Source organism: Streptomyces sp. NPDC090022 (assembly GCF_044748145.1).
Lineage (GTDB): Bacteria > Actinomycetota > Actinomycetes > Streptomycetales > Streptomycetaceae > Streptomyces.
The window spans coordinates 866,749-891,707 of sequence record NZ_JBIVFN010000001.1 but is presented as its reverse complement, the minus strand read 5'-3'; the positions used below and the strand labels follow the sequence as shown (position 1 = coordinate 891,707).

General features: G+C 75.0%; 20 protein-coding genes. 6 read left to right on the top strand and 14 right to left on the bottom strand.

Annotation, left to right across the window (positions count from 1 at the left end):
• Window positions 1-36: 36 nt before the first annotated feature.
• Together ACIPXB_RS03970 and ACIPXB_RS03965 are read right to left on the bottom strand one after the other, a co-directional pair.
• Entirely contained in the window at window positions 37-960 is a 924-nt protein-coding gene (locus tag ACIPXB_RS03970) for a cyclase family protein (RefSeq protein ID WP_401444419.1), read from the bottom strand.
• A 78-nt stretch (window positions 961-1,038) separates the two neighbouring features.
• Entirely contained in the window at window positions 1,039-2,658 is a 1,620-nt protein-coding gene (locus ACIPXB_RS03965; RefSeq protein WP_401444167.1) for a hypothetical protein, read from the bottom strand.
• Window positions 2,659-3,101: 443 nt separating this feature from the next.
• Between ACIPXB_RS03965 and ACIPXB_RS03960 the strand changes: the two genes are divergently transcribed.
• Window positions 3,102-4,601, top strand: a complete 1,500-nt coding sequence (locus tag ACIPXB_RS03960) for a hypothetical protein (RefSeq protein ID WP_401444164.1) — start codon at window positions 3,102-3,104, stop codon at window positions 4,599-4,601.
• A gap of 68 nt (window positions 4,602-4,669) precedes the next feature.
• Here ACIPXB_RS03960 and ACIPXB_RS03955 read toward each other — a convergent pair whose 3' ends face one another.
• Window positions 4,670-5,212: a sugar O-acetyltransferase gene (locus ACIPXB_RS03955; protein ID WP_401444162.1), complete on the bottom strand. Its 543-nt coding sequence runs from the start codon at window positions 5,210-5,212 to the stop codon at window positions 4,670-4,672.
• Window positions 5,213-5,250: 38 nt separating this feature from the next.
• A complete protein-coding gene (locus ACIPXB_RS03950) occupies window positions 5,251-7,416 on the bottom strand; it encodes a PIG-L family deacetylase (protein WP_401444159.1) in 2,166 nt (721 codons plus the stop codon).
• A gap of 424 nt (window positions 7,417-7,840) precedes the next feature.
• Here ACIPXB_RS03950 and ACIPXB_RS03945 point away from each other — a divergent pair, with 424 nt between their 5' ends.
• Window positions 7,841-8,536 carry a DsbA family protein gene (locus ACIPXB_RS03945; RefSeq protein WP_401444157.1) on the top strand — a complete coding sequence of 232 codons (696 nt, stop codon included), beginning with the start codon at window positions 7,841-7,843 and terminating at the stop codon, window positions 8,534-8,536.
• A 41-nt stretch (window positions 8,537-8,577) separates the two neighbouring features.
• Here the strand turns inward: ACIPXB_RS03945 and ACIPXB_RS03940 are convergent, their stop codons facing one another.
• Window positions 8,578-9,516: a winged helix DNA-binding domain-containing protein gene (locus ACIPXB_RS03940; protein WP_401444155.1), complete on the bottom strand. Its 939-nt coding sequence runs from the start codon at window positions 9,514-9,516 to the stop codon at window positions 8,578-8,580.
• Between ACIPXB_RS03940 and ACIPXB_RS03935 the strand changes: the two genes are divergently transcribed.
• Window positions 9,450-10,307 carry a helix-turn-helix transcriptional regulator gene (locus ACIPXB_RS03935; RefSeq protein WP_401444152.1) on the top strand — a complete coding sequence of 286 codons (858 nt, stop codon included), beginning with the start codon at window positions 9,450-9,452 and terminating at the stop codon, window positions 10,305-10,307. The genes ACIPXB_RS03940 and ACIPXB_RS03935 overlap by 67 nt on opposite strands.
• 52 nt (window positions 10,308-10,359) lie before the next feature.
• On the opposite strand, the gene ACIPXB_RS03930 is transcribed toward ACIPXB_RS03935, so the two are convergent.
• A complete protein-coding gene (locus tag ACIPXB_RS03930; RefSeq protein WP_401444150.1) occupies window positions 10,360-11,106 on the bottom strand; it encodes a sortase domain-bontaining protein in 747 nt (248 codons plus the stop codon).
• A 112-nt stretch (window positions 11,107-11,218) separates the two neighbouring features.
• A complete protein-coding gene (locus ACIPXB_RS03925; protein WP_401444148.1) occupies window positions 11,219-12,295 on the bottom strand; it encodes a DUF5954 family protein in 1,077 nt (358 codons plus the stop codon).
• Window positions 12,296-12,475: 180 nt separating this feature from the next.
• On the opposite strand from ACIPXB_RS03925, the gene ACIPXB_RS03920 reads away from it, so the two are divergent.
• Window positions 12,476-14,017 (top strand): CehA/McbA family metallohydrolase, encoded by a 1,542-nt coding sequence (locus ACIPXB_RS03920; RefSeq protein WP_401444145.1) that lies wholly within the window; start codon window positions 12,476-12,478, stop codon window positions 14,015-14,017.
• Between the two features lie 11 nt (window positions 14,018-14,028).
• Here the strand turns inward: ACIPXB_RS03920 and ACIPXB_RS03915 are convergent, their stop codons facing one another.
• On the bottom strand, window positions 14,029-14,793 hold the full coding sequence (locus ACIPXB_RS03915; RefSeq protein ID WP_401444142.1) for a hypothetical protein: 765 nt from the start codon (window positions 14,791-14,793) through the stop codon (window positions 14,029-14,031).
• 65 nt (window positions 14,794-14,858) lie between these two features.
• On the bottom strand, window positions 14,859-15,569 hold the full coding sequence (locus tag ACIPXB_RS03910) for a TetR/AcrR family transcriptional regulator (protein ID WP_401444140.1): 711 nt from the start codon (window positions 15,567-15,569) through the stop codon (window positions 14,859-14,861).
• A 146-nt stretch (window positions 15,570-15,715) separates the two neighbouring features.
• On the opposite strand from ACIPXB_RS03910, the gene ACIPXB_RS03905 reads away from it, so the two are divergent.
• Window positions 15,716-16,948 (top strand): saccharopine dehydrogenase family protein, encoded by a 1,233-nt coding sequence (locus tag ACIPXB_RS03905; protein WP_401444138.1) that lies wholly within the window; start codon window positions 15,716-15,718, stop codon window positions 16,946-16,948.
• Between the two features lie 92 nt (window positions 16,949-17,040).
• Here the strand turns inward: ACIPXB_RS03905 and ACIPXB_RS03900 are convergent, their stop codons facing one another.
• Window positions 17,041-18,444: an acyltransferase family protein gene (locus ACIPXB_RS03900; protein WP_401444135.1), complete on the bottom strand. Its 1,404-nt coding sequence runs from the start codon at window positions 18,442-18,444 to the stop codon at window positions 17,041-17,043.
• Between the two features lie 232 nt (window positions 18,445-18,676).
• Here ACIPXB_RS03900 and ACIPXB_RS03895 point away from each other — a divergent pair, with 232 nt between their 5' ends.
• Window positions 18,677-19,999 (top strand): LCP family protein, encoded by a 1,323-nt coding sequence (locus ACIPXB_RS03895; RefSeq protein WP_401444132.1) that lies wholly within the window; start codon window positions 18,677-18,679, stop codon window positions 19,997-19,999.
• Between the two features lie 112 nt (window positions 20,000-20,111).
• Here the strand turns inward: ACIPXB_RS03895 and ACIPXB_RS03890 are convergent, their stop codons facing one another.
• The 4 genes from ACIPXB_RS03890 to ACIPXB_RS03875 form a co-directional block, all read right to left on the bottom strand.
• On the bottom strand, window positions 20,112-22,337 hold the full coding sequence (locus ACIPXB_RS03890) for an MMPL family transporter (RefSeq protein WP_401444129.1): 2,226 nt from the start codon (window positions 22,335-22,337) through the stop codon (window positions 20,112-20,114).
• Between the two features lie 146 nt (window positions 22,338-22,483).
• Window positions 22,484-22,705 (bottom strand): ferredoxin, encoded by a 222-nt coding sequence (locus tag ACIPXB_RS03885; protein WP_401444127.1) that lies wholly within the window; start codon window positions 22,703-22,705, stop codon window positions 22,484-22,486.
• Window positions 22,702-23,937 carry a cytochrome P450 gene (locus ACIPXB_RS03880; protein WP_401444125.1) on the bottom strand — a complete coding sequence of 412 codons (1,236 nt, stop codon included), beginning with the start codon at window positions 23,935-23,937 and terminating at the stop codon, window positions 22,702-22,704. Before ACIPXB_RS03880 ends, ACIPXB_RS03885 begins: the two co-directional genes overlap by 4 nt.
• 250 nt (window positions 23,938-24,187) lie before the next feature.
• Window positions 24,188-24,733 carry a hypothetical protein gene (locus tag ACIPXB_RS03875; protein WP_401444123.1) on the bottom strand — a complete coding sequence of 182 codons (546 nt, stop codon included), beginning with the start codon at window positions 24,731-24,733 and terminating at the stop codon, window positions 24,188-24,190.
• Window positions 24,734-24,959 lie beyond the last annotated feature (226 nt).

Here is a 24,959-nt window from a genome sequence, read left to right as displayed (position 1 = left end):
GGTGCGGCACCCCGAACGGCCCCGGTGCCCGTACGGTCACAGGACGGCGATCGGGTTCACGGGCGAGCCGGTGGCGGCCGGCAGCCGCAGCGGGGCCACCGTGCACAGGAAGTCCCAGCGTCCGAGCTCCGCGCACAGCGCCGCGAGCTCCTCCAGGTCCAGGTAGTCCATGAGGTGCACGCCCAGCGCCCGCATCGCCAGGACGTGGACGGGGAAGGCGACGCCGGTGACCGGACTGGGGGCGGTGTCGTTGTTGCCGTCCGAGCCGAGGACGGCGATCTGCCGTTCGGCCAGGAACCGCACCGCGTGCGGGTGCAGGCCCGCTCGTGCGTGCGCGGCGTCCCACGGGCCCGTCTCGCGGCGCCGGCGCCGGTGCCCGACCCGTACGAACAGCAGGTCGCCGGGGCCGGCGCGGACGCCCTGGGCCTCTTCGGCCGCGGCGAGGTCGTCGGCGCTCACGCAGTCGCCGGGCTCCAGCCAGGGCAGCCCGCGCAGCCGGGCGGCGTCGAGGAGCACGCCGCGGCCGACGATGCCGCCGTGGACCAGGTCGAGCGAGATCGGCCGGCTGCCGCCCGTCCGCAGCGCCGCCTCGGGGACGCCGCCGTAGAGCTCACCGTCGAACACCACGTGGCACAGGGCGTCGAGGTGGCTGTCGGCGTCCCCGTGCACGTTCATGGCGAAGTGGTCCAGGGCGAAGTGCACGCCCGGGGCGCCGGTCTCGGCCTCGGCCGGGCCGGTCACGCGGTACGAGGCGCACTGCGGGTTGTCCGGACCGGGCCACGTCTCGATGGGCGCGGCCAGTGACACGGTGCGGCCGTGCCGGACCCCGGCCGCTGCCGCCGCCACGCGCTCGGGGGTGAGGTACGCCAGGGCGCCGCGCGCGTGCTCCGGGCCGCTGACCGCGTGGTCGCGCCGGTCGCGCAGGTCGGCGTAGAGGGCGCGGAAGGCCTCCTCCGTCATGGGGTGCGGGGCCGTCCGGTGGGTCGTGTCGTCCGCCACGCGGGGTCCTCCTGGTCTGTGTGTGTGGGGGGGTACCGCTCAGCGGCGGTGGATGCGGGTGATGCCGTACCACTTCGACACGCAGGCGGCGACCCAGTCGCGTGCGTAGGACGACGTGTAGAACGGTTCGGCGAGGTTGCCGATGGGGAGGCGGCGGTACCCCACGTCCGTGGCGCCCCGCGCGGCCTCGGCGCGGATGCGGGCGTTCTGGGCGTCCCAGGCCACCGCGCGGGTGACGGTCGCGGTCGTGAGGGCCTGGACGTTCGGGACGAGCGCGGCCACCGAGACCAGCGCCAGGCAGCCGGCCGTCGCGGCGGCCCCGAGGACCGGGGCGCAGGCCCGGCGGCCGCGGGCCGCCGCGTACCGGCTGCCCCACGCGCCCAGCAGGACGCCGTAGCCGCAGAGCGCCAGCTCCATCAGGACCAGGTAGCTGGTCCAGGTCCGGGCGTACGTCCACCCGTTCGGGCCGTAGCCGCTGCGCAGCCCCAGCACGACCGCGAACGATCCGAGGAGCACGACGGGTACGGGGAGCAGGAGGACGGTGATCAGCAGGGGGCGCGGGACGGACCGCCGCGGGCCCGGCGGTCCGGTGTCCTGGCCCGGTCCCGCGCCGGGGCCCCGGGCGGTGGTCCCGCCGACGCCCGGCCCCACGCCCACGCCCATGCCCAGGCTCAGACCGAGGAGGACGCCGACGGCCGCGGCTCCGAGGTAGGCCCACTGGCCGGTGACCGTGTCCCACATGTGCAGCCAGCCCTCGAAGGTGCCGCGGAATCCGTCCGCGGACAGCAGCGACTCCCCCGGCGGCTCCTGGGCGCGGCGCCACCGGGCGCCGGGGGACGTGATGAGGACGGCCAGCCCGCACACGAGGCCGGCGCACCACAGCGCGCACCACGTGGAGGGGCGCCAGTTCCGCGCCAGGCCGAGGCGGGGCAGGGCCAGCAGTCCGGCCGCGGCCGCGAGCAGACCGCTGACGAAGGCGAACGGCTCGCTGAGGGTGCCGAGCGCGAAGCCGATGAGGAAGGTCGCGGCGAAGCCGACCGTACGGACGGCCGGGCGGGGATGGCGCACGGTCCACAGCCCCAGCAGCAGCGCCCAGACGCCGATGACGCTGGGGATGGTGTGGGAGATCGTGGCGGGTGCCCACAGCAGGACCTGGTAGCTGCGGGTGCCGCCGAAGTAGAGCAGCGCCTGGACGACCAGGGCGCAGGCGACCAGCAGCAGGAGCCGGGGTCGTGCGCCGAGGAGCCGGACGAACGCGCGTCCGAGCAGGACCAGACCGGCCGTGAAGGTGACGGCGATGACGGCCGGGAGGATCTTGATTCCGGCGGGAACGGCGGCGTGGCCGCCGTAGTCGCCGTAGAGGACACCGCTGAGGAAGGCGTTGGTGATCCGGCCGTTCTGGGTCGCGTAGAAGTCGGAGGTGATGCCGAGCACGCCCAGGTCCCGGGACTTCCAGCCGGCGCACCAGTCGTCGGAGGTGGGCCGTACGTAGAGCCCGAGGAAGCATCCGACGGCGATCAGGGCGCCGGCGGCCGCCACGAGCGTGATCCCGGCCGCCGGCAGGACCGCGCGGGGCGCGCGGCGACGGCCGGTGGCCGGGCCCGCCGCGGCGGGACGCGTGCGCAGGTCCTCGCCGCCGTCGATCGACGCCGTGCCCATGCACCACCCCTTTCGCCGCTGTGCGCGACCGGACGGGGCGGTGCGGTGCGCGGCCGTACGGGCGGCAGCCCGGCCCGCCGGTCCGCGGGACCCGCGGTCTCCCATGGTGGTCACGGACCCCGGAGTCCGGCACCCGGGCATCGCCAGACGGATGACACGGCCCCCGGGCCCTCCCGGGCCACCATCGGCGGACGCGCCCGTCGCAGGGCCCCTGTCCCCGACGCGACCCCGTCCCCGGACGGACCCGAGGCGCGGGCCGCATCCGGCGCACCCGGCGCACCCGGCGCACCCGGCGCGGGCCCTTCCCGGGCGGGGCGGCGGCGGGGGCTCGGGTCACTCGGGCGGGGGTGTGCCGTGGCGGGGTGGGCGGGGGTCTTGAAGGATGGGGGTTCCCGGCGGATCCGGCGGCCGCGCGTGCGGAAGGCCCCACGGAGGGAGTGGCGATGCGGGGTTTCCGGCTCGTGCGGTGGCTGGCCGTCGCCGTGTCCCTGGCGGGTGTCGCACTCCCGGTGTGCACGGCGGGCCACCCCGCCGGGCGGCGCGCCGAGGCGGCCCGGCCGCTGGTGTTCGCCGGGCCCGCCGGGCACGACGGCCGTGGTGACGCCGTGGGCCTCTCCGTACCCGTGCCCGCCCTGCCCGCTCCCCTGTCGCTGCTCGCCCCGCCCACCGTCGGGCTGCTGTCCAACGCGACCACCGCCGAGGGCGTCCTGGCGGCCACCGCCCGGGGCGCGCGGTACGTCGAGGGGAGCAACGTCCTGCTCCTGCCCTCCGGCCGGTGGCGGTACCTGCCCGACGGCGGCACGGTCTCGATGGTGGTGCCGCCGGGCCATCCGGCGGCGCGGCGGCAGATCGAGCGCAGCCGCGCCTGGCTGGCCGCGGGCACGGTCCCGGGCAGGTCGCCCGCCCGGCGCGCGGCGGCCGGGCGGGCCCTGCTGGCCATGCGCGCCCTGCTCCGGCCCAACGGCGCCCTGGCGGCGGGGTGGACCGCCGGCTGGATGTACTCCTGGCCGCGTGACTCCGCCTTCGTCGCCGCGGCGTTCGCGCACACGGGCCACGACGCCGAGGCGTACCGGATCCTGCGGTACAGCGCCGCGACGCAGCGGGCGGACGGCACCTGGGAGGCGCGTACGAAACTCGACGGGTCCGGCCCTCCGGACGGCAGGCGGTGGCAGCTCGACGCCAGCGGCTGGGTCCCCTGGGCCACCTGGCAGTGGTACCAGCAGGCCCGCCCGGCGAGCCGGCGCGCCCGGCTGTCCGCGCTGTACCCGATGATCCGCCGGGCGGCCGACCACGTGGCGGGCTCCCTGCGGGCGGACGGGCTTCCCCCGGCGTCCCCCGACTACTGGGAGCTGATGACGGCCACGCCGAACATCGGTACGGCCGCTCCGCTGCTCGCCGGACTCAACGCGGCCGCGGACCTCGCCCGCGAGACGGACCGGCCGGCGGACGCGGAGCGCTGGGCCGGTGCCGCGCGGCGGCTCTCCGCCGGGATCACCAGGGCGTTCGCCCCGCTGGGGTACCGGCGCACCGTCGACGGGCGCGCCGGGCACGACAGCGCGGTGGCGTTCCTCGCGCCCCCGTTCAACGCCGCCCCCGCCGGGCTGCCGCAGGCGCTCGAGGCGACGTACCGGGCCCTGCTGCTGCCCAACGGGGGTCTGACGCCCGGGAACGATCCGATGGCGCCCTGGGGGCAGAACGCCTGGACGCCCAGCACGGCCTTCTTCGCGCTCGCGTGGGCGGGCACGGGCCGGCCCGCGCAGGCCGGGCGGGTCCTGGACTGGGTGCTCGCCAAGCGGAACCCGCTCGGCGAGCTGCCGGAGAAGGTGAACGCGGCGGGCACCCCGTCGTCGGTCGCCCCTCTCGCGTGGACGGGCTCGATCGTCGTCCTCGCCCTGGTGTCGCTCGACGGCCCCGGGCTGCCCACCCCGCCGCGGCGGCCGTAGCGCTCATGGCCATGCGCCTGGTGATCAATTCCAAGGGTGGCTGCCCCGGCGTGGTCCCGAGGAAGCCCTCACCAGCTGCGGTGCACGGTTGCCTTGCTTCCGGTGACCAGGCTGGCCGGCGGAACGTCGTCGGCGACGACCGCGCCGGCGGCGACCACCGCGTCACGGCCGATGCTGACGCCGGGCAGGATCGTGGCACCGGCACCGATCCACACGTTCTCCGCCACGTCGATGGGCGCGCCGGTGAGGTACAGCCGCCGTTCCCCGGGATCGACCGGGTGGCCGCTGGTGATGAACGTGACCTTCGGTCCGATCATCACGCGCTCGCCGATCCGGATGCCGGCGTAGTCCAGGAACGTGCAGTTCTGGTTGATGAAGACGCGCTCGGCGAGGTCGAGGTTCAAGCCGTGGTCCGTGTAGAAGGGCGGATAGATCGTGACCTTCGGCGGCAGCGGCTTGCCGAGGATCTGTTCGAACAGTTCCGCCTTGCCCGCTTCGTCGTCGAAAGGCAGGACGTTCAGGCGGGAGGTGAGCTCGGTGGCCCGCAGCACCCTCTCGGCCATGGCCTGGAACTCGGCGCTGTGGATGCGCATGAGACGGTCGCTGGACATCCCACGATCCTCTCCGTCCACCGGTGACCGGGCAAGACCTAGCGCAGCCGCTCCGCGGCCTGTGCCGGCGTGCGGGGCGGGACCGCCGGGTGCCACGCGGGGCGGGCGCGGTCGCCGATCGGCTCGGGGCCGGGCGAGGGGGCCACCAGGACGTGCAGGCCGGCGTCGAGGCCGAGCGCCGCCGCGACCGCCGTACCGTCCGGGCCGGCCACGGCCGCCGGGGCCCCCGAGTAGAACATCCCGGACTCGTGCCAGGGCCGCGCCCCGTCCACGCCCGACACGCTGACCGTGCCCGTGCCCGCACGGCCCGCGAGCAGGGAGCCGGCGGCGCCGACGGCGCCGTAGCCGCCCTGGCCGCCCGCCTCGGTGACCGGCGAGAGCGCCGGCGCGGCGCCGCCGGTGGTGGTGGCGAGGCTCGTGGCGACGGTGCCCGTACCGGGCCGGCGGAAGTACAGGCGGACGCCGTCGCCCTCCGGTCGCGCGGTCAGCGGGCCGGTGATCGCGGGCAGGCCCGTCGGGAAGGGCCCGGCGAACGGGGCGTCCGGGCCGGGCCGGACCCAGGCCAGCACGGACCCGGCCGTGGCCGCGTACACGTGGGACCGCCCCGCCGCGTCGGTCGCGGTGACCGGATCGCCCACGAGGGCGGTGCCGCCCAGGGCCTGCCAGGGGCCGAACGCGCCGCCCGGCGCCGTCTGCGCACGGGCGCGCAGCGTACGCCGGGAGTCGCGCACGTACACCGTCATCCGCCCCTCGGCGTCCACGGCCACGGCGGGTCCGTTGATCGCCGATGTGCCGGATATGTCCGTGGCGTCGGGGGTGCCCAGGGACTGCCAGGGACCGAAGGCGCCGTCGGGGGCGTCCTGGACGCTGTGGACGACGTCGCGGCCGTAGCCCTGCGCCGTCGCGCCGAGCGTGGTGCGCGTGCCGAACACCGCGATCCTGCCGTCGGGCAGCCGGACCGCCGTCGCGCCCGCGTCGACACCGGTGCCGGTGCCGGTGTCGGGCAGGAACCGCGGGCCCTGCCAGGGGGCGTCGGGGCCCTGGCGCGTCCAGTACGCCATCTGGGCGTCCAGGACGCCGAAGGCCCACAGCCGGCCGGGGACGCCCTCGGTCATCCAGGTGGTGCCCTCGCCGCGGCTGTAGCGCAGGGCCCTGTTCCAGCCCGCGCCGGTGGGCCGGGTCGCGGTCTTGCGGTCGCCGCAGCCGGCGGGGCTGCCGCACCAGTCCTCGCGGTCCATCCACGCGTACGTCTTGAGGTAGCCGAGCTTCTCCTCGCCCGTGCGCTCGTCGAGGGTCGGCGGCAGGGAGGTGTTGAGGTAGTTCACGTAGTTCTGGACCACGAAGTGGGGCCGCTCGGCGGACTTCGCGTAGCGCTCGGCCGCGGCCTGCGCGAAGCGGGCGCCGTATATGTGGTCCTGGTGGTCATGGAAGGGGCCGCCGCCCTCCGCGCGGCCGGGCGTCGGGTCCTGCATCCGTATCGTCGTCGGCCGGTACATCGCGAGGATGCCCGCTATGGCGTCGACGGCCTGGTCCCTGGTGTACGAGAAGGCCTCCTCGACCGGCGTCCCGGAGGTCAGCAGGGAGCCGAGGGCGGGGACCTCGGCGTCCCACAGGCCGCGCAGACTGTCCGGATTGTCCTGGGAGATGCTGCGGCCCTCGCGCATCTGCATCCACACCAGGTTGACCTCGGGCCGGGCGACGAGGACGTCCACCTCGGCGCTGCCGCCGCCGGCGGTGGGTACGGAGGTGCGCCGCCACTCACTGGTGCGGTCACCGGTGGCCATCTCCGCGTAGGCGCCGCGTATGCCGTTCTGCCGGGCCTCCGCGTACGCGGCGTGGTCGGCGGGGCCTTCGGGGTCGTTCAGGTGGGAACCGTGGGCCTCGTTGCGGCCGTCGGACTCCCCGGAGGTCAGGAAGACGGTGGCGACCTTGGCGCCGGCGGCGATGGAGCGGCTCAGGTCGGGGTTCATGAAGAAGAGGTCGTCGTCGGGGTGCGCGACGACCTGGAGGACGGAGCTCCCGGTCACGCCGCGCAGCGGCGCCGTGTCCGTGGTCACCCGCTCCGGCGGCGGCGCGCTTCCGGCTCCGGCTCCGGCTCCGGCTCCCGTTCCGGCGTGTCCGTAGGCCCAGGTCGTCACGCCGACGGCGCCGACGGCGCACGCGGCTATCAGGGCTGCGAGGCGGGGGCGGCTGGGCAGGGGCATCGGCAACGCCTTGGGGATCGGTGCGGGGCGGACTTCCGCCGAGAGCTCGGCCGGCGCCCCGACGGCTCCACCGCTCTCGGAGACGACCGGGCTCGATTATGCATCCCGTGATTTCGGCTGACGCAGGATCAAGTGGCGTATATCGGCAATCGAGTTGATTGCGGGATATGTGCGATTTGCCCCATTTTGGAAATGGCTGTGATGTACGTCGCCCACCCCGCGGACACGGCGGGACGGCCGGTACGGGCGCACGACGCCCGGCCCGCTGTGACCCATTCCACGCGCGGGGCGGCGAGGTCGAGGGCGGAACGTGTGCGCGAGTTCACAACGAGGGGGCCGCCCTTCTCGGCCGGTGCCCCGGTGCCCCGCGCGCGGCAGGTGTCGCCTAGAGTCCTCGCACGTTCGAGGAGGGGGACCACATCACATGAGAGCCATACGCACCGCTCGTGCCCTGGTCGCGGTCGCCGTGCTGGGCCTGACCGCCACGGCCTGCGGGGACCGGACGGCCGCCGGCGAGCGCGCACGCCGCGACCCCTACGCCTCGATCGCGGACCTTCCGGAGACGCTGGCACCGGACGGGACCACGATCATCGTGGGTGACCCGCGCCGGAAGCCGGTCCGCCTCTACGAGGACCCGCGCAGCCCCGGCTCCCGGGAGGCCGAGGCGACCGGGGCGGGCGCGGCCCTCCTGGACATGACGCTCGGCAAGGAGATCCGGACCGAGTACACCCTGGTCTCCGCCACCGACGGCGGTGCGGGCGGCGCCGGTTCGCAGAAGGCCGCCAACGCCCTGCGGGCCGCGCTGGAGCAGGAACGCTTCGCCGAGTACCGGGCCGTGCTGCTGCGCAACCAGCCCGCCGCGAGCACCGACGGGTTCACGGACGCGTTCCTGCTGGAGCTGGCGTCTCAGGTGGACGGTCTGCGCGGCCCCGCCTTCGACTCCGCGGTACGGGAGATGAGGTACGCGGACTTCGTCGCCGCCTCCCAGCGGGCCTACGAGGACGCCGGCGCACCCGCCCTCCCCGCGGCCGCGGTCGACGGCGTGCTCCTGTCCCCCGCCCAGTCGGAGCTGCTGCTCACGCCGGACATCTTTCGGCTGGTCGTCAGCGGCCGCCTCTGACGTACCGGCGTGCCGGGCGCGGCGCTCGGGCGGGGGTCGGGTCACTCCCGCCCCGCGGCCCCCGCGGCTCCGGCGAGCCGGCGCTCCAGCGGGGTGCGGTAGCAGGGGGTGACGCGGCTGTCCGAGAGGAACGCGGACAGCCGGTCGGCCTCTTCCGCCAGCGCGGCGCGGGCGGCCTTCCCCGGGTCGGTGAGGAAGCGGTGGTTGATGTGGCCGTCCGCGTGCTGGGCCCAGCCTCCGACGATACGGCCGTTCCACCAGGGGGTGGGGCCGATGTTGCCGTTGCGGTCGAAGAGCGCTGCGGTGTGGCCGGGGTCGAGGTACCAGTCGCGGTGCCGCCAGCCCATCGGAGTGGGGTCGAGGCCGGGCAGCAGGGCCGCGCCGCTCTCGTCGGGGGCCGTTTCTCCGAGGTCGCCGGGCAGGACGTGACCGGTGCCTTCGTCGAGCTCGACGGCCTGTGCGCCGGTGGCGGCGACGGCCTTGCGGGTGTCGGTGAGGGTCCAGCCGGTCCACCACTTCAGGTCGGCCACCGTCACCGGCCCGAAGGCGGCGAGGTAGTGCCGGGCGAGTGTGGCCCTGGCCTCGGCGGCGGGTACGTCCGGCAGCGGGTGCGCCGGTGTCCAGCGGAACTGCGCGGAGGTCCAGGATCCGGCCGGGCGGGTCCGCCGGATCCGGCCCTCGGCGGCGAGCACGCCGATGACCTGCGAGCCGACGCGCTGGCGCGTCTCCCACGGCTTGCCGGGGAAGACGACGATCCGCTTGCGCACGGCGGGTACGTCGGCGACGAGTTGGGCGGCGGTGGAGCCGTCGCGGGCGGCGACGGCGTCCAGGACGGCCCGTTCCGCGGCGGCGTAGCGCCCCTCGTCCCAGCCGAGGGCCTCGCGCAGGCGCGCCATGGTGTCCGCGCGGCGCCGTGCGCCGCCGTCCCGGACGGTCGCGGACCGTACGGCCGGGGCGAGCCGGGCCGGCACGACGAACATGCCACGGCGGCGGCTACCGGCTGGCCTCCGGTACGGACCTGCCGCCGCTGCTCCTGGACGACGACGAGGCCATCGCGATCGCCGTCGCCCTGCGCACCGCCGCGGGCGGCCTCACCGGGATCGAGGAGACCGCCCTGCGCGCGCTGGCCAAGCTGGAACAGGTCCTGCCGCGGCGGCTGCGCGGCCAGGTCACCGCGCTCCAGGGGTCCGTCGCCGGGATCACCTGGGAGGACCGCGGACCGCGGACCGACCCCGGGCTCCTCGCCACGCTCGCCGTCGCCTGCCGCGACCACGAGGTCCTCACGTTCGACTACACCGTCCGGCACGGCGCGAGCGCTGCCCGCCGGGTCGAGCCCTGCCGTCTGGTGGCCTCGGGCAGCTTCTGGTATCTGCTCGCCCACGACATCGGCAGGGACGGCTGGCGCGTCTTCCGCCTCGACCGGATGTCCGGGCCGGCCCCGACCGGCCGCCGCGTCGCGCCCCGGCCCGTACCGGGCGACGACCCGGCTGCCTTCGTCGCCCGGCGGCTCTCGGCGGCGCCGACCCGCTACCGCGCCGTCGCCACCGTCCGCGCGCCCGCCGAGCAGGTGCGCGCCCGCGTCCGGGGCCTGGGGCCGCGCGTGCGCGCCGGCAGCGCGGACAGCTGCCGCGTCGACGCCTCCGACGACTCGCTGACCCGTATCGCGCAGACCCTCGCGGCCCTGGACACCGACTACACGCTCGACGCCGACCCGGAGGTCGTACGCCACCTGCGCGAAACGGCCCGGCGGACCCTGCGCGCCACGGGCTGACCCCGTCGCCACCTGGCCGCGCCGCGGCGGGTGTCGCTGCCCGCGGGCCGGCTCAGCCGGCGGGGCGCGCGCTTCCGGTGGTCTTGCGCAGGACGCCTATCTTGTCGATGCGGTGCTCCGGGTTGCCCTGGGCGTCGCTCCAGAAGTTGCCCTCGGCGTGGTCCTCGGGCGTGGCGCAGGTGGAGATCGTGATCATGGCCTGGGTGGGGGCCGCCCCGGGGGCGCCGGGCACCGCGGCGCGCTGTTCGCTCAGCGAGCGCTCCGACCGGAAGGACGTCTTGCGGGTCGCGACGATCTCGTAGCTGTACACCGTCTCGCCGACGGTCACGAGGACGGTGTCGCCCTCGTCCACGGCGGGCAGGTCGCGCAAGGGTCCGCCCGCCGACAGGCGGTGCGCGGTGACCAGGTAGTTGCCCACCTGACCGGGTCCGACCCCGCCCCGGCTCCCGTACGGGCTGGCCGCCACGCCGCGGTCCTGGATGCGGGTGCCGGGCACGTCGTCGGTGGTGCCCTCGTACGGCTCCACGCGCAGCCCGGTGACACCCGCGGAGGGTATGGACAGCGTCGAGACCACGGGCCCGGCGGCCGGGGAGGGCGCCCCTGCCGCCGGGGACGCCGGGGACACCGCGGAGGCCACGGGCGCGGCGGCCGGGACCGACGCGGGCAGTGGGGCCGGCGGCGGCGCGGCCGACGGACCGGCGGCGGCCGAGGGCGTACACGCCGCCAGCAGGGCGGTGGCGGCCCCCGCCAGGACGACGGGTACGGCGCGGGCAGGGAACGGCAGGGGCATGGGCGGCATCCGTGTCGATCGGCTCGGCCGGGTCGCGCGGCAGGTGGCGCGGCCCGGTTCAGCGGTCAGCGTGGCATACGGAGCAAGCAGCCCATAAGGGTCCTGTTCTGTGACCGAGCCCTCAGTCCTCGGGGATGACGTTGCCGTCCTCGTCGAGCCCGAGGTGGATGCGTTCGGGGTCGTGGCTGTCGGTGTCGGACGGCCGCGGCCCCTCGGGGCCGTCCGGGCCCCAGCGCAGCAGCCGGCGGGTACGGCCGATCTGGTAGACGGTGTCCCCCAGTTCCAGCCGGTTGACGCGCCGCCCGGCGCGCAGCCGCTCGGAGGCCTCGGCGTACGGGGCCAGCTCGGCGGCGGACGGTCCGCCGCCCGCGGCCACGCTGCGGGCGTCGGCCTCCACGTCGGTGTCGACGGGGATGAGCCCGCGCATCCGCGGCCAGGCCCACGTCAGGCAGAAGTCCAGCGACTTGCGGGCCTCGTGCGCGCTGACGTGCGGGCCGTTGACCGGCTTCCAGCCGCCCCCGGTGCGCTCGACGACCGCGAACGTGGCCGGGAGCAGCAGCACGTCGGGGTGTGTGTCCAGCGCCCGCAGCGAGTCCTCGCGCACGTCCTCGGGGAACCGTTCGCCGCGGTAGGCCAGGGTGCGCAGCGCCAGCTGCTCGAGCGCCTGGGTCGGGGTGACCGGCGCGTCCGGGTCCAGCAGCAGGCCGTCGTCCACGCGCGGTATCCGGGGGCTGCGGTTCCAGTCCGGGGCCGGGGGTTCCGGGTCGGTCGGGCGGGGCGGCTCGATGCCGTGGGCGCCCAGGGCGGCGTACTCCTCCGCACGCACGACCCGGTACCGGGTGGTGCCCACCGTCAGTTCGTCGACCCGTTCGCTCTCCAGGCGGGCGACCGCCGCCAGCAGCGCGCGCCGCTCGGCCCGGTCCCCCGCCTCGTCCTTCGCGCGGAACCAGAGCTTGCTGTTGAGGCTGTCGCGGGCCATCTGCGGGCAGCCGGAGGTCACCGGGACCATCACCCGCCACCGCGGCCCGTCCCCGGCGCCCTGCGTGGCCACCCCGAACAGCGGGCCGCGGACGGCCACGTCGCCCGCACGTGCCACGGCGTCCACGGCGTCGGCCTCCACGGCGGCTTCCACCGGCTCCACCGGCACCCGTACCACCACCGGACGGGCGCCCGAGGGCCTCATGTCTCCACGGTCCATGCCCCCCATCCTGCCGAGCGCGGTGCCCGCGCGCCGCCCCTTCACGCATTCCCCACTCCCGGGTGCTCCGTAAGACGGCGGCTATCCCCCGGTCCCCTGACCGTGCGGGAGAATTAACGTTGCGGCAGCAGGCTCGGAGCGCACCTCCCCCGTCTCTCCACACCCTGGGATGTGACCGGCGTGAGCGGATCGTTGGGCAGGCGCGCAGTCTTCGCGGCGGGTACGGCCACCGTCCTCACCCTGGGGCGGGTCGGCTTCGCCGGCCCGGCCGCGGCGGGCGAGGGCGGGGCGGGGGCGGGGGCGGGCGGAGCGGGCGAGGAGACCCGGACGGTGAGCGGCACCCTGCCGCCCGGCGCGCCCGACTTCGTCGAACTGCCGGTGGACCTGCCGCGCGGGGTACGGGAGATCGAGGTCTCCTACACGTACGAGAAGGCGAGCGTCCCGGCCGGCACCCCGAACAACGCCCTGGACATCGGCGTCTTCGACGAGCGCGGCACCGGCCTGGGCGGCGAGGGCTTCCGCGGCTGGTCGGGCGGTGCCCGCAGCTCGTTCTTCCTGCGCGCCGACGCGGCGACCCCCGGCTATCTGCCCGGCCCCGTGCGCGCCGGGACCTGGCACATCCTCCTCGGCCCCTACACCGTGGCCCCGCAGGGACTGCCCTACACGGTGACGATCACGCTCCGGTACGGCGCCCCGGGCCGTACGCCCCGGCCGGTGCACCCGCCGCAGCGGGCCAGGGGCCGCGGCCGGGCCTGGTACCGCGGCGACTGCCACCTGCACTCCGTGCATTCGGACGGGCGCCGCACGCCCGCCGAGATCGCGGCCCTGGCCCGCGCCGCCGGGCTGGACTTCATCAACACCTCCGAACACAACACCCACTCCTCGCACGGGGCCTGGCAGGGGTTGTGGGGCGACGACCTGCTGATCCTCACGGGCGAGGAGATCACCACCCGCAACGGTCACGTCCTCGCGATCGGCACGGACCCGGGCACCTTCGTGGACTGGCGCTACCGCGCCCGCGAGAACCGTTTCGGCCGGTTCGCCCACGGGATACGCCGGGCCGGCGGACTGGTGGTCCCGGCGCACCCGCACGCCACCTGCATCGGCTGCAACTGGAAGTTCGGCTTCGCCGACGCCGACCTGGTGGAGGTGTGGAACGGCCCGTTCACCCCCGACGACGAGGTGAGCCTGGCGGCCTGGGACGCCACCTTGGCCACCGTCCGCCCCGGCGGGCCGTGGACCCCCGCCATGGGCAGCAGCGACGCCCACCGCGACCCCGACCGGGTCGGCGGGCCGCAGACGGTCGTCCTGGCCGAGGAGCTCAGCCGCGACGCGATCCTGGCGGGCCTGCGCGCCGGCCGCGCGTACGTCGCCGAGTCCGCCGCGGTCACCGTGTCCCTCACGGCCGTCGGCAGCCGCGGCCGGCGCGCGGGCATCGGCGAACACCTTCCCGCGGAGCCCGCGGAGCCGGTCACGGTCCACTGCGAGGTCTCGGGCGCGCCCGGCTGCACGCTCTCCCTCGTCACCGACCAGGGCACGTTGCTGACCACCGCGCTCCCGGCCTCCGGCACCGGGTCGGTGGCGTGGCCCACCACGCCGCGCCGCACGACGTACGTACGCGCCGAACTGCGCCACGCCCCCACCGTCCCCGGACTCCCGGGCCCCCTGGCGGCGTTCACCAACCCGCTCTTCCTCGGCGGTCCCGGCCGGGGCCCGGCGTAACGGGGGCGGCGTCAGGCGGACGGGGTGTCCCAGCGCAGGGCGGCGTACGTGGCGGGGAGGGCGATCAGGGCCCAGAGGCCGACGGTCATGGCCGCCGCCGTCCACGCGTCCCACAGGCTGAGGCAGCCGAACGACACGACGAGAGGTACGACCGCCACGGCGATCCACTTCGCCGGGCCGAAGCGCACCCGGGCGGTGACGGGACGGCCCGCGGCCAGGCCACGGGCCCGGCGGGCGCTGCCGTACGCGGCGAGGAAGGCGATCAGCGACAGCCAGACGCCGATCAGGGTGAGCCCGACGAACATCCCGGCCTCGTCCGGCAGTCCGTGGAGTCTCTCGGTGACCCCGTCGCGGCTGACGGAGACCCGGACGTCGCGCCAGGTGACGACCTCCACCTCGTCGCCCGGCTCGATGGCGTGGGCCAGGTCGCCGTTCGAATCGAGGTCGATCGAGTGGTCGGCGGGGGCGGGGACGGGAGGCTGGAGCCGTACGCGGAAGACAGCCACGTTCCGGCCGCTGGTGGCCTCCCCGGCGGTGCGCACGGTGCCGCGGATCGTACGCAGGCAGTCGTCCGCCGGCCGTGCGGCCTCCTCGGCGGGGCCGCACGGCCGGGCGTCCAGGAACGCCCGTTCGTCGGCGATGGCCCCGGCGACGGGACCGGTCACGGCGGCGCAGAGCGCGAGCAGCAGCAGTCCCAGCAGCGCGCAGGCCGCCGCGCGTATCCGCTCCCACCGTGCGCGGTCCGCTGCCTCTCGCTCCCCCGTGTCCAGAACCATGTCCGTTCCCCCCCGGCCGTCAACGGCCGTCATGCGCCTTGCGGTTGTGTCCCGTCGAGTATCGCTCACGCAGGTCGCAGGGCCCGGAGCCGGGCCTCGGCGCTCGCGAGGAGCATGTCCAGGGCGACCGGGTAGGCGCTGCGGTTCATGCGGGCCGCCAGCAGCCGCGCGGTGGCCGCGATGTGCGGGTACTCGTCGGCCGGCAGCCGGGCGTAGGTGGATTCCCACTGCTGCTCGTCGGAGGTCCGGGAGGTCTCCGTCAGGGCGAGGGCGCCGGCGTCCAGGGCGGCGAAGGCCAGGCTCTGGTCGATGAAGGCGTGGAAGATCAGGACCGCCTCCGCGTCGGGGAAGCCGGCGGTGCGCAGCACGCCGAGGACGGCCTCGTCGGCGGCGATCTCACGGGGCCGGCCGGTCACGCGGCCGGCGGTCAGGACGGCGGCCTGCGGGTGGGCGAGGTAGGCGCCGTGGATGCGCAGGCCGAGTTCGCGCAGGTCGAGGCGCCAGTCCCCGGTGACCGTCCAGCCGTCCAGGGCGCGGCCGATCAGCTCCTCGCCGATGGCGAGGGTGAGGCCGTCCATGCCGTCGAAGTACCGGTAGAGGGTGCTGGGGTCCGCGCCGAGGGCGGCTCCGAGCCGGCGGGCGGACAGTCCGGCGCTGCCGTGTTCGCGCAGCATGCGCAGGGCGGTTTCGACGATCAGGCGTTCGGACAGCACGGTGCCCTGCCTGGTCGGGCGCCGCCGCCTGCGGGCCTCTTCGGGGACGACCTGCTTCGCCATCGGGGCGCCTTCCTCCACGGGGACGGACGTACGGGCCTACCGGGGGACCTTATGCCAACACCATTGACCTTGTCTCGGGGGCCCGGCTTTCATCCCTTCCCATGAGGCGCGGACCTCCGCGGGCCTCACCGAGAGAGGGTTTCGTCATGCGTGTTCTGCTCGTGGGCGCCGGTGGCGTCGGTACCGCGATCACCCGGATCGCGGCGCGCCGGGACTTCTTCGACCACTTCGTGGTCGCCGACTACGACCTCGCCCGCGCCGAGGCGGCCGTGGCGGCGCTCGGCGACGGCGCCGGCGACGGCCGGTTCAGCGCGCGCCGGATCGACGCCTCCGACGAGGCGGCGGTGGCCGCGCTCCTGACGCGGGAGCGCTGCGACGTCCTGCTGAACGCGACCGACCCGCGGTTCGTGATGCCGCTGTTCGAGGCGGCGCTCGCGGCGGGCAGTCACTACCTGGACATGGCGATGTCGCTGTCCCGGCCGCACCCCGCCCGGCCGTACGCGCAGTGCGGGGTCAAGCTGGGCGACGAGCAGTTCGCGCGGGCGGAGGCGTGGCGGACGTCGGGCCGGCTGGCGCTGGTCGGCATGGGTGTGGAGCCCGGTCTGTCGGACGTCTTCGCCCGGTACGCGGCCGACGAGCTCTTCGACGAGATCGATGAGATCGGGATCCGCGACGGGGCGAACCTGACGGTCGAGGGCTACGACTTCGCCCCGTCGTTCAACATCTGGACGACGATCGAGGAGTGCCTGAACCCGCCGGTGGTCTACGAGCGCGACCGCGGCTGGTTCACCACCGAGCCGTTCAGTGAGCCCGAGGTGTTCGACTTCCCGGAGGGCATCGGGCCGGTGGAGTGCGTCAACGTCGAGCACGAGGAGGTGCTGCTGGTCCCGCACTGGGTGGACGCCCGGCGGGTGACCTTCAAGTACGGGCTGGGCGAGGACTTCATCGGCAAGCTGCGGGCCCTGCACGCGCTGGGCCTGGACTCGACGGAGCCGGTCGCGGTGCGCGGCCCGGACGGCGCCGGGGTACGCGTCTCCCCGCGCGACGTGGTCGCCGCGTGCCTGCCCGACCCGGCCACGCTGGGCGAGCGGATGTCCGGCAAGACGTGCGCGGGCACCTGGGTGAAGGGCACCAAGGACGGCCTGCCGCGCGAGGTGTACCTCTACCACGTGGTGGACAACCAGTGGTCGATGCGGGAGTACGGATCGCAGGCCGTGGTGTGGCAGACCGCGGTCAATCCGGTGGTGGCGCTGGAGCTGCTGGCCGGCGGGGTGTGGGCCGGGACCGGCGTCCTCGGCCCGGAGGCCCTCCCCGCGCGCCCGTTCCTGGACCTGCTGACGGCGTACGGCTCCCCGTGGGGCGTCCGGGACCAGGGCTGAGGACAGGGAGCCGCACCCGCGAACCGAGCCCTTGGTAACCCTCGCGCCCCCGGACGGCCGCCGGCCCCCGCGGTTGCGGGGGCCGGCGGAGGTCAGGAGCGGGGCGGGCCCGTCAGGCTCGCTGCGGGGGCGGGGGCGGGGGCTGGGGCTGGGGCGGAAGCCGGGCCCGGGGACGGGGCGTCCGGTGGGGTCGGGGTCGCGGCGGCCGGGTGCGGCCGGCGGCGGTTCGCGGCCTGCTGGACCCTGCGCCCCAGGCGCTGCATCGGCATCTCGACCAGGTGGTACATCAGGTGGCTGAGGCCCAGCACCGCGCCCAGGTAGATCGCCGTCCAGGCGATCCGGCCGGGCGTCGAGGACGGCAGCGGCGGTACGCCCACCAGCGGCTCGATGACGTGCAGCAGCGGGATGTGCACCAGGTAGACGGAGAAGCTGATCGCGCCGAGCCAGGTCAGCACCTTCGGGAAGCGCCGCTTCCGCGCGAGGAAGCCGAGCCCGAACAGGGCCCAGGCCCCCAGGTAGGACAGGGTCCAGGCCTGCCAGCTCGCGGTCCAGGTGTGCTCGACGACGTAGCCCCGGTTGTACAGCGGGCCGACGAGCGCACCCGCGCCGATCACGATGCCGCAGGCCAGCAGAGCCGGGAAGCGGCCGAGTTCGCCGTGCTGCGCCCGGTACACCACGGTGCCCGCGAACATGGTCGCGAAGATCATCGCGGTCTCGAACAGCGGGGCCCGGCCGTTCAGCGCGACCAGGGCCAGACCGGTCCCGCCGAGGACCAGCGCGCCGGCCTGCGTCAGCCACCGGTTGCCGCTGAGCGCGCCGGCGAGGCCCGCGAGCACGATCGGCGTGACGATCAGCAGGAGCGGCCGGGGCGAGCCCAGGTGCGCCGACAGCAGCTGGGTACCCGTTCCGACGGCCGTACCGACCGCCAGGGCGGCCGCGGCGAAACCGACCGCGATCGGGGCGCTCTGCCGGTGCAGGCCCCGGGTGAAGAGGGCGGTGACGAGGAAGTAGAAGACCATCTCGTAGCAGAGCGTCCAGGTGACGTTCATGCCGTTGGTGACGCCGAGGAAGTCCTGGAGCATCAGGCCGTTGGCGGTCAGCGAGACCAGGTCGTCGCCGGTGCGCAGGAGGGCTATGGAGCCGTCGCCGTCCGGCAGCAGGAGCATCAGCACGACGAAGGCGGCGATCAGGGCCGGGTAGATCCGGAAGATCCGGCCGATCCAGAAGCCCCGGACGTCACCCCGGCGTTCCAGCGAGGCCGGGATGATGTACCCGCTGACGATGAAGAACAGCATGACGCCGAACAGGCCCATGTCGAAGTTCCGCCACACGACCCCGCCGAACGGCAGCAGCCGCAGGACGTCGAAGTGGTGCAGGGCCACGATCAGGGCGGCGACGCCGCGCAGGGCGTCCAGCCAGCCGAGCCGGGCACCGGGTGCGGAAGGCCGGGTGGGGCCGGACGTCCGCCGGGCGAGTGGGGGTATGCGCAGTCTCACCGCAGGGACGATAGCCCACCGCGCGGCGGGCCCGAACGTGGCGAACCTCACCGGGAATCCGCAGGTCGTTCGCGTGTACGACATTCGCTCGTCATGCCGGGCGGCTCGGCGGACGAGGCAAATGGGGCGTTCGGCGCACCGGCCGGACCAGTCCCGGGCGTGTGGCCGGGACTGGGCCGCTCCGGCCCGCTAGCGTCGGTCCGCCCACCGGCTCCTCCCCCTGGAGTGTGCGTTGCTCCGACGTGCCACCGCCCTGGCCCTGCTCACCACCCTGGTCTCCGGCGCCGCCTGGGCCGGTACGACGGCCGGCCGCTCCGGCCCGGACCGGGGGACGAACATCCTCGTCGTCGGGACCGACAGCCGGGCCGGGCTGTCCAAGGCCGAGAAGGAGCGGCTGCACGTCGGCGGCAAGGGGTGCAACTGCACCGACGTGATGATGCTCGTCCACCTGTCGCAGGACGGCCGGCGCGCCAGCGTGGTGTCCATCCCCCGCGACTCCTACGTCGAGTACGCCGACGGCAGCGGCGTCAAGGGGAAGATCAACGGCGCGTACGCCCGCGGCGGCGGCCCCCTGACCGTCAAGACGGTGGAGAAGGCCACCGGGCTGCACGTCCACCACTACCTCGAGACCGGCTTCGCCGGCTTCGAGCGGGCCGTCGACGGACTGGGCGGGGCCACGGTGTGCACCGACACGCACCTCGCGGACGAGAACTCCGGCCTCGACCTGATCCCCGGATTCCACCACACCGACGGCAGGGGTGCCCTGCGCTACGTCCGGGCCCGCCACGTCGGACGCCCCGGCGACCTCGGCCGGGTCCGGCGTCAGCAGCGGGCGGTGTCGGACCTGCTGACCCGCCTGACCGCCGAGGGCGCCCTGGCCGACCCCCTGGCCACGGCCACGACGGTGCGGACCCTGCTGAAGTCCGTACGGACCGACGCGGGCACCGGGCTCACGGACCTGGTCCGCATCGGGCTGACGCTCGGGCGGCTGAGCCCGGAGCGGACCGAGTTCGCCACGGTCGCGATGCGGGAGTTCGACCACCGGGTCCCCGGCGTGGGCTCCACCCTGCTGTGGCACGAGGAGCGCGCGCGGGCCCTGTGGGCGGCGCTGGCCGCCGACCGGCCGGTCAGCGGCGACCCGCGGATCCAGCCGGTCGCCCGCAATCCCGTGCCCGCGAACCCGGCCGGGATCGCGGTCCGCGTGGACGACGCCGGCGTCGCCACCGCCCTGCGGGCCGGCGGGTTCGCCGTCACCGACACGTCGGCGGCGGCCCCCGCCGGGCGTCCGGCGGGCCCCCCGCTGATCCGGTACGCCCCCGGGCGGGAGGCCGACGCGGCCACCCTGGCGGCCGCGCTGCCGGGGGCCCGCCGGCAGGTGGTGGCCGGCCACGGCCGGTCCCTCGACGTCACGGTCGGCACCCGGCCCGTACGGGTCGAGGAGGTCACCTACGACCGGAACATCACCGACGGTGCTCCGGTGACGGGCCGCCGGCTCGGCTGCCTCGGCGAACAGGGCCGGTACGTCCGGGCGGCTCTCGCCGGTCAGCTCGGATAGTTCGGATAGTTCGGATAGTTCGGATCATGTCAGGCGGCACCACGACGTAGCGCACCGGTCCGGCGAGGAGGCCGCCGGACCGGTGCGAGAGCAGGTGACAGGGGGTGGGGCGTCAGCTCACGAGGTGGCGCTCCGGGGCCGTCTCCCGCGGGTGCTGCGTCAGCTTCTCGCCCTCCACGTCGACGTTCGGCAGGAGCCGGTCCAGCCACCTCGGCAGCCACCAGGCCGACGTACCGAGCAGCGCGAACAGGGCGGGCACGAGGGCCATGCGGACGACGAAGGCGTCGAAGAGGACGGCGACCGCGAGCCCGAAGCCGATCATCTTGACGAAGTCGTTGTCCTCCAGGATGAAGCCGGAGAAGACGCTGGTCATGATGATCGCGGCGGCGCCCACGACCCGGCCGCCGTAGCGGAATCCGGTCGCCACCGCCTCCCCGGGGCGAGCTCCGTGGACGTACGCCTCGCGCATCCGGGACACCAGGAAGACCTCGTAGTCCATCGCGAGGCCGAAGACCACGCCGATCAGGAAGATCGGCAGGGTGCTCATCACCGGGCCCGGGTGGTCGACGCCGAGGAGGCCGGCGAGCCAGCCCCACTGGAAGACCGCCACGACGGCGCCGAGGGCCGCGGTCACCGACAGCAGGAAGCCGAGCGCCGCCTTGAGCGGGACCAGCACCGAGCGGAAGACCAGCATCAGCAGCAGGAACGCCAGGCCGACCACCAGGGCCAGGTACGGGAGCAGGGCGTCGTCCAGGGTCTGCGAGAAGTCGATGAACATGGCGGTCTGGCCCGCGACCAGGATCTCGGTGGCGCCCGTCCGGGACTCCAGCCCGGCCGCCAGGCCGCGCAGCGAGCGCACCAGGTCCTCGGTCCGGGCATCGGTCGGACCGGTCGTGGGGACGACGTTGACGAGGGCGGTGTCGCCCGCCGGGTTGGCGGTGGCGGGGGCGACGGCGTCGACCCCGTCGGCCTTCTCCAGCGCCGCGCGGACCTGCTCGGCGGCCGCTTTGGCGTCCTTCGCCTCGACGGTGACCGTCAGGGGTCCGTTGAATCCGGGGCCGAAGGACTGCGACAGCATGTCGTACGCCTTGCGCTGGGTGGTCTCCGGGGCCATGGTGCCCTCGCCCGGCAGACCCAGTTCGAGGCTCGCGGCGGGCACGGCGACGGTGCCCAGGCCGAGGACGCCGAGCAGCAGGACGGCGACCGGGCGGCGCAGCACGAGAGAGGCCCACCGGGCGCCGAGGTTGGGCCGGTCGGCCGCGGCCCGGTCCGCCCTGCGCCGCTGCCGCTTCGACAGCGGCTTGCCGGTGAAGCGCTTGCGCTCCGCGCGGGCGAGCACCTTGACCGGGGCGAAAGCGAGGAGCGCGGGGACGAAGGTGAGGGCGACGAGGACGGCGACGGCGACCGTTCCGGCCGCGGTCAGGCCCATCTTGGTGAGCATCGGTACGTTGACCACCGCGAGCCCGGCCAGGGCGATGATCACGGTGAGGCCGGCGAAGACGACGGCCGAGCCGGCGGTGCCCACGGCGCGGGCCGCGGCGTCGGCGGGCGCGCGGCCCTCGGCGATCTCGGAGCGGTAGCGGGAGACGATGAAGAGGGCGTAGTCGATGCCGACGGCGAGGCCGATCATCATCGCGAGCGTGGACGTGGTGGAGGACAGTCCGAGGGTGCTGCCGAGCGCGGTGATGCCGCTGATGCCTATGCCGACGCCGATCACCGCCGTCAGCAGGGGCATTCCGGCGGCCACCAGCGAGCCGAACGTGAGGAGCAGGACGACGGCGGAGACCAGGAGGCCGAGCTGTTCGCCCGTGCCGCCCATGGCCTGCTCGATCTTGACGGCGTCGCCGCCCGCCTCGACGACCAGGCCGGTACCCCGGGCCCGTTCCATCGCCCCGGTCAGTCCGTCGTGCGCCGCGTCGGTGAGTTCGGTGGCCGTCGCCGTGTACGTCACGTAGGCGTACGTGGTCGTACGGTCGGCGCTCACGGCACCCGCCTGGAACGGGTCGGCGACGGCGGCGACCTCGGGCGCCTTGGCCAGGTCCGCGACGAGCTGCTCGACCTGGGCCTTGCGGGCGGGCGAGGTGATCTGCTCGGCGCCGGGGGCGCGGATGACGACGCGGGCGGTGGCGCCGTCCGCGCGGACGTCGGGGAACTTCTCCTGGAGGAGGTCGAACGCCTTCTGCGACTCCGTGCCCGGCATGGAGAAGGTGTCGGCGGGCGGCGGCGGGGCGGTGGAGGCGGCGAAGCCGGCGCCGACGAGGGCGAGGAGCCAGAGGAGGACGACCAGGCCCCGCCGTCGGAAGGCGAAGCGGCCGAGTGCGGAAAGGAGCGTAGCCACGGTGGTGAGGTCCTGTCGGTGAGTGGAGGACGGATCGTGGGTGAGGAGGGAGGAGAGAGAGGGGGCGCCGGGTGGACGCCGGCGCCCCGGAGGAGGGGGGCGCGGGCGGCGTACGCTCGCCGGCGCCCCCGATGACGGGAGGCGCGCTACGGGGCGGCGGGTCCCGGATCCGTGACGGTGATGGCGCCGGCCGGGCAGACGCCCGCGGCGAGCCGGACCGCCGTCAGGCGGTCCCGGTGCGGCCGGGCGTCCACCAGGACGACCAGCCCCTCGTCCTGGTCCTGGTCGAAGACCTCGGGGACGGTCAGGACGCACATTCCGGCGCCGAGGCAGCGGTCGCGGTCGACGCGCACGTCCACGCCGGTCACGCCTCGTCCCAGACCACCGGCAGCCGGTGCACGCCGTAGACGTTCATGTCGGTCCGCAGGGGCACCTCGTGCGCCGGTACGTCCAGGCGCAGCGTGGGGAAGCGGCGCAGCAGGGCGGGCAGGGCCACGGTCATCTCCACGCGGGCCAGTTGCTGGCCCAGGCACTGGTGGATGCCGTGCCCGAAGCCGAGGTGGCCGGTGGCGTTGCGGTGCAGGTCGAGGACGTCCGGGTCGGGGAACCGCTCCGGGTCGCGGTTGGCGGCCTCGAGGGAGAGGGTGACGGTGTCGCCCGCCCTGATCAGCCGGCCGTCCAGTTCGACGTCCTCCAGCGCGGACCGCACACCGGTGGGGGCGACGGTCAGGTAGCGCATCAGCTCCTCGACGGCCTGCGGGGCGAGGTCCGGGTCCGTACGCAGCGCGTCGGCCTGGGCCGGGTTGCTGAGCAGCGCGAACGTGCCGTGGGCGAGCATGTTGGCGGTGGTGTCGAGGCCGGCGGCGAGCAGGAAGGCGCCGACGCCGACCAGTTCCTCGTCCGTGAGGTCGCCGCCGGCGGCCAGGTCGCCGAGCAGGTCGTCGGACGGTTCGGTCAGCTTGGCGGCGACCAGCTCCGCCATGTACTCCTGGAGCCCGACCATGGCGGCGTACTGGTCCTCGGGGCTGGCGTCCGTGGTCATCACGGTGTCCGCGTAGCCCTGGAAGCGCTCGCGGTCGGCGTAGGGCACGCCGAGCAGCTCGCAGATCATCAGGGCGGGGAGGGGCCGGGCGAACTCCTCGACCAGGTCGGCACGCTGCCCCCGGCGCGCCATGGCGTCCAGGTGCTCCCTGGTGACCTCCTCGACCCGGTCGGTGAGCTGGCGCATGCGGCGGACGGTGAACTTGCCCATGAGCAGCCGCCGTAAGCGGGTGTGCTCGGGGGCGTCCATCCCGGTCATGTCACCGACGGGGGCGGGGGGCAGCGGACCCTCTGGGCCGTCGGGGAAGGGGTAGTGGATCAGCTCGTAGCGCGAGCTGAAGCGGGGGTCGCCCATGATCGAGCGGACCGTGGCGTAGCCCGTGGCCAGCCAGCCGACGTGTCCGTCGGGGTAGGCCATGGGGATCAGTGGTGCGCGTTCGCGCAAGGAAGCCAGGCCGGTCGGGGGGTCGAAGGGGCAGCCGGCGGCGCGCTGCCTGGGGAGCGTGACGGGTTCGGCATCGCCCGTGGTCGCACCTGCGGCGGTGGGTTCTTGCTGCATGGGTCCTCCTGGGAACGGATGGGACGGGGAGACGGATGTGGATGTGGATGTGGATGTGGATGTGGATGTGGGCATGGACATGGCTGTGCCATGTCACATGGCATGCTGGGTTGTGATGCTGCGCGTCGCACGGTCCTGCGGGTGTGACGGTCACGCCTGGACGAGGGTGTGACGGCGCCCGCTCGCGCCGGTCCCCACGGTGACGATGTGGCGTCGGCGGAGGTGCGCTACGCCGGTGACGAACCGGCCGTCAGCGGACCCAGCCCTGATGACTCGGGCTCATGCGCGCGCCGCGGCCGGGCTGCCGGGCCTGCGGTGCGCCCGGTTCCAGGGCGAGGGCCACCGCCCGTACGAGCCAGGCATTGACGGAGAGACCTTCCCCGGCCGCCGCTCCCTCCAGCCGGGCCTTGAGCGGAGCGGGGAGCCGCAGATTGACGCGGGCCGTCGCTCCTTCGTCGCCGTCCGCAACGCTTGACGCCGCGGGCGACACCGATGGCACCATGGGTGGCGCCATGCCGGCGATGCCCGCCCCGTCGCCGGACATCTCCAGGGCGGACGGCACCATCACCACGAACTCGGGATCCAGCCCCCGCAGCCGCACGTCCACCGAGCCCGGCGCCAGGTCGCGGGTGATCTCGTCCGAGGCCGCGGACAGCGCGTTCAGGAGGGTCAGCCGGGCGGCCGACTCCAGAGGCGCCGTCAGCCGCTCGGCCAGGGCACGCGCTTCCTCGCCGCCGGCGTTCGCGGCGACCGCGAGCTCATGGCGGAGGCGGGCGACGTACGGGGTCAGGTCCATGCCCTCATCATGGCGCCACAATGGCGCCACGTCAAGCCTCCATGGCGCCACATGGCACCGCCTGGCGCCATCTCGACGTCACGCAGCACCACGCGGCACCATGCAGCCCCACGCGACGACGGGCGGGACTCCCCTCCCCCTCGCCCACGCCTCGCCCTTCTGCGGCAGGTGACCCGTGACGTCCTCGTAGCCGGCCCGCGCCGGTGCCGGGGTGCGGGCGCCCGTT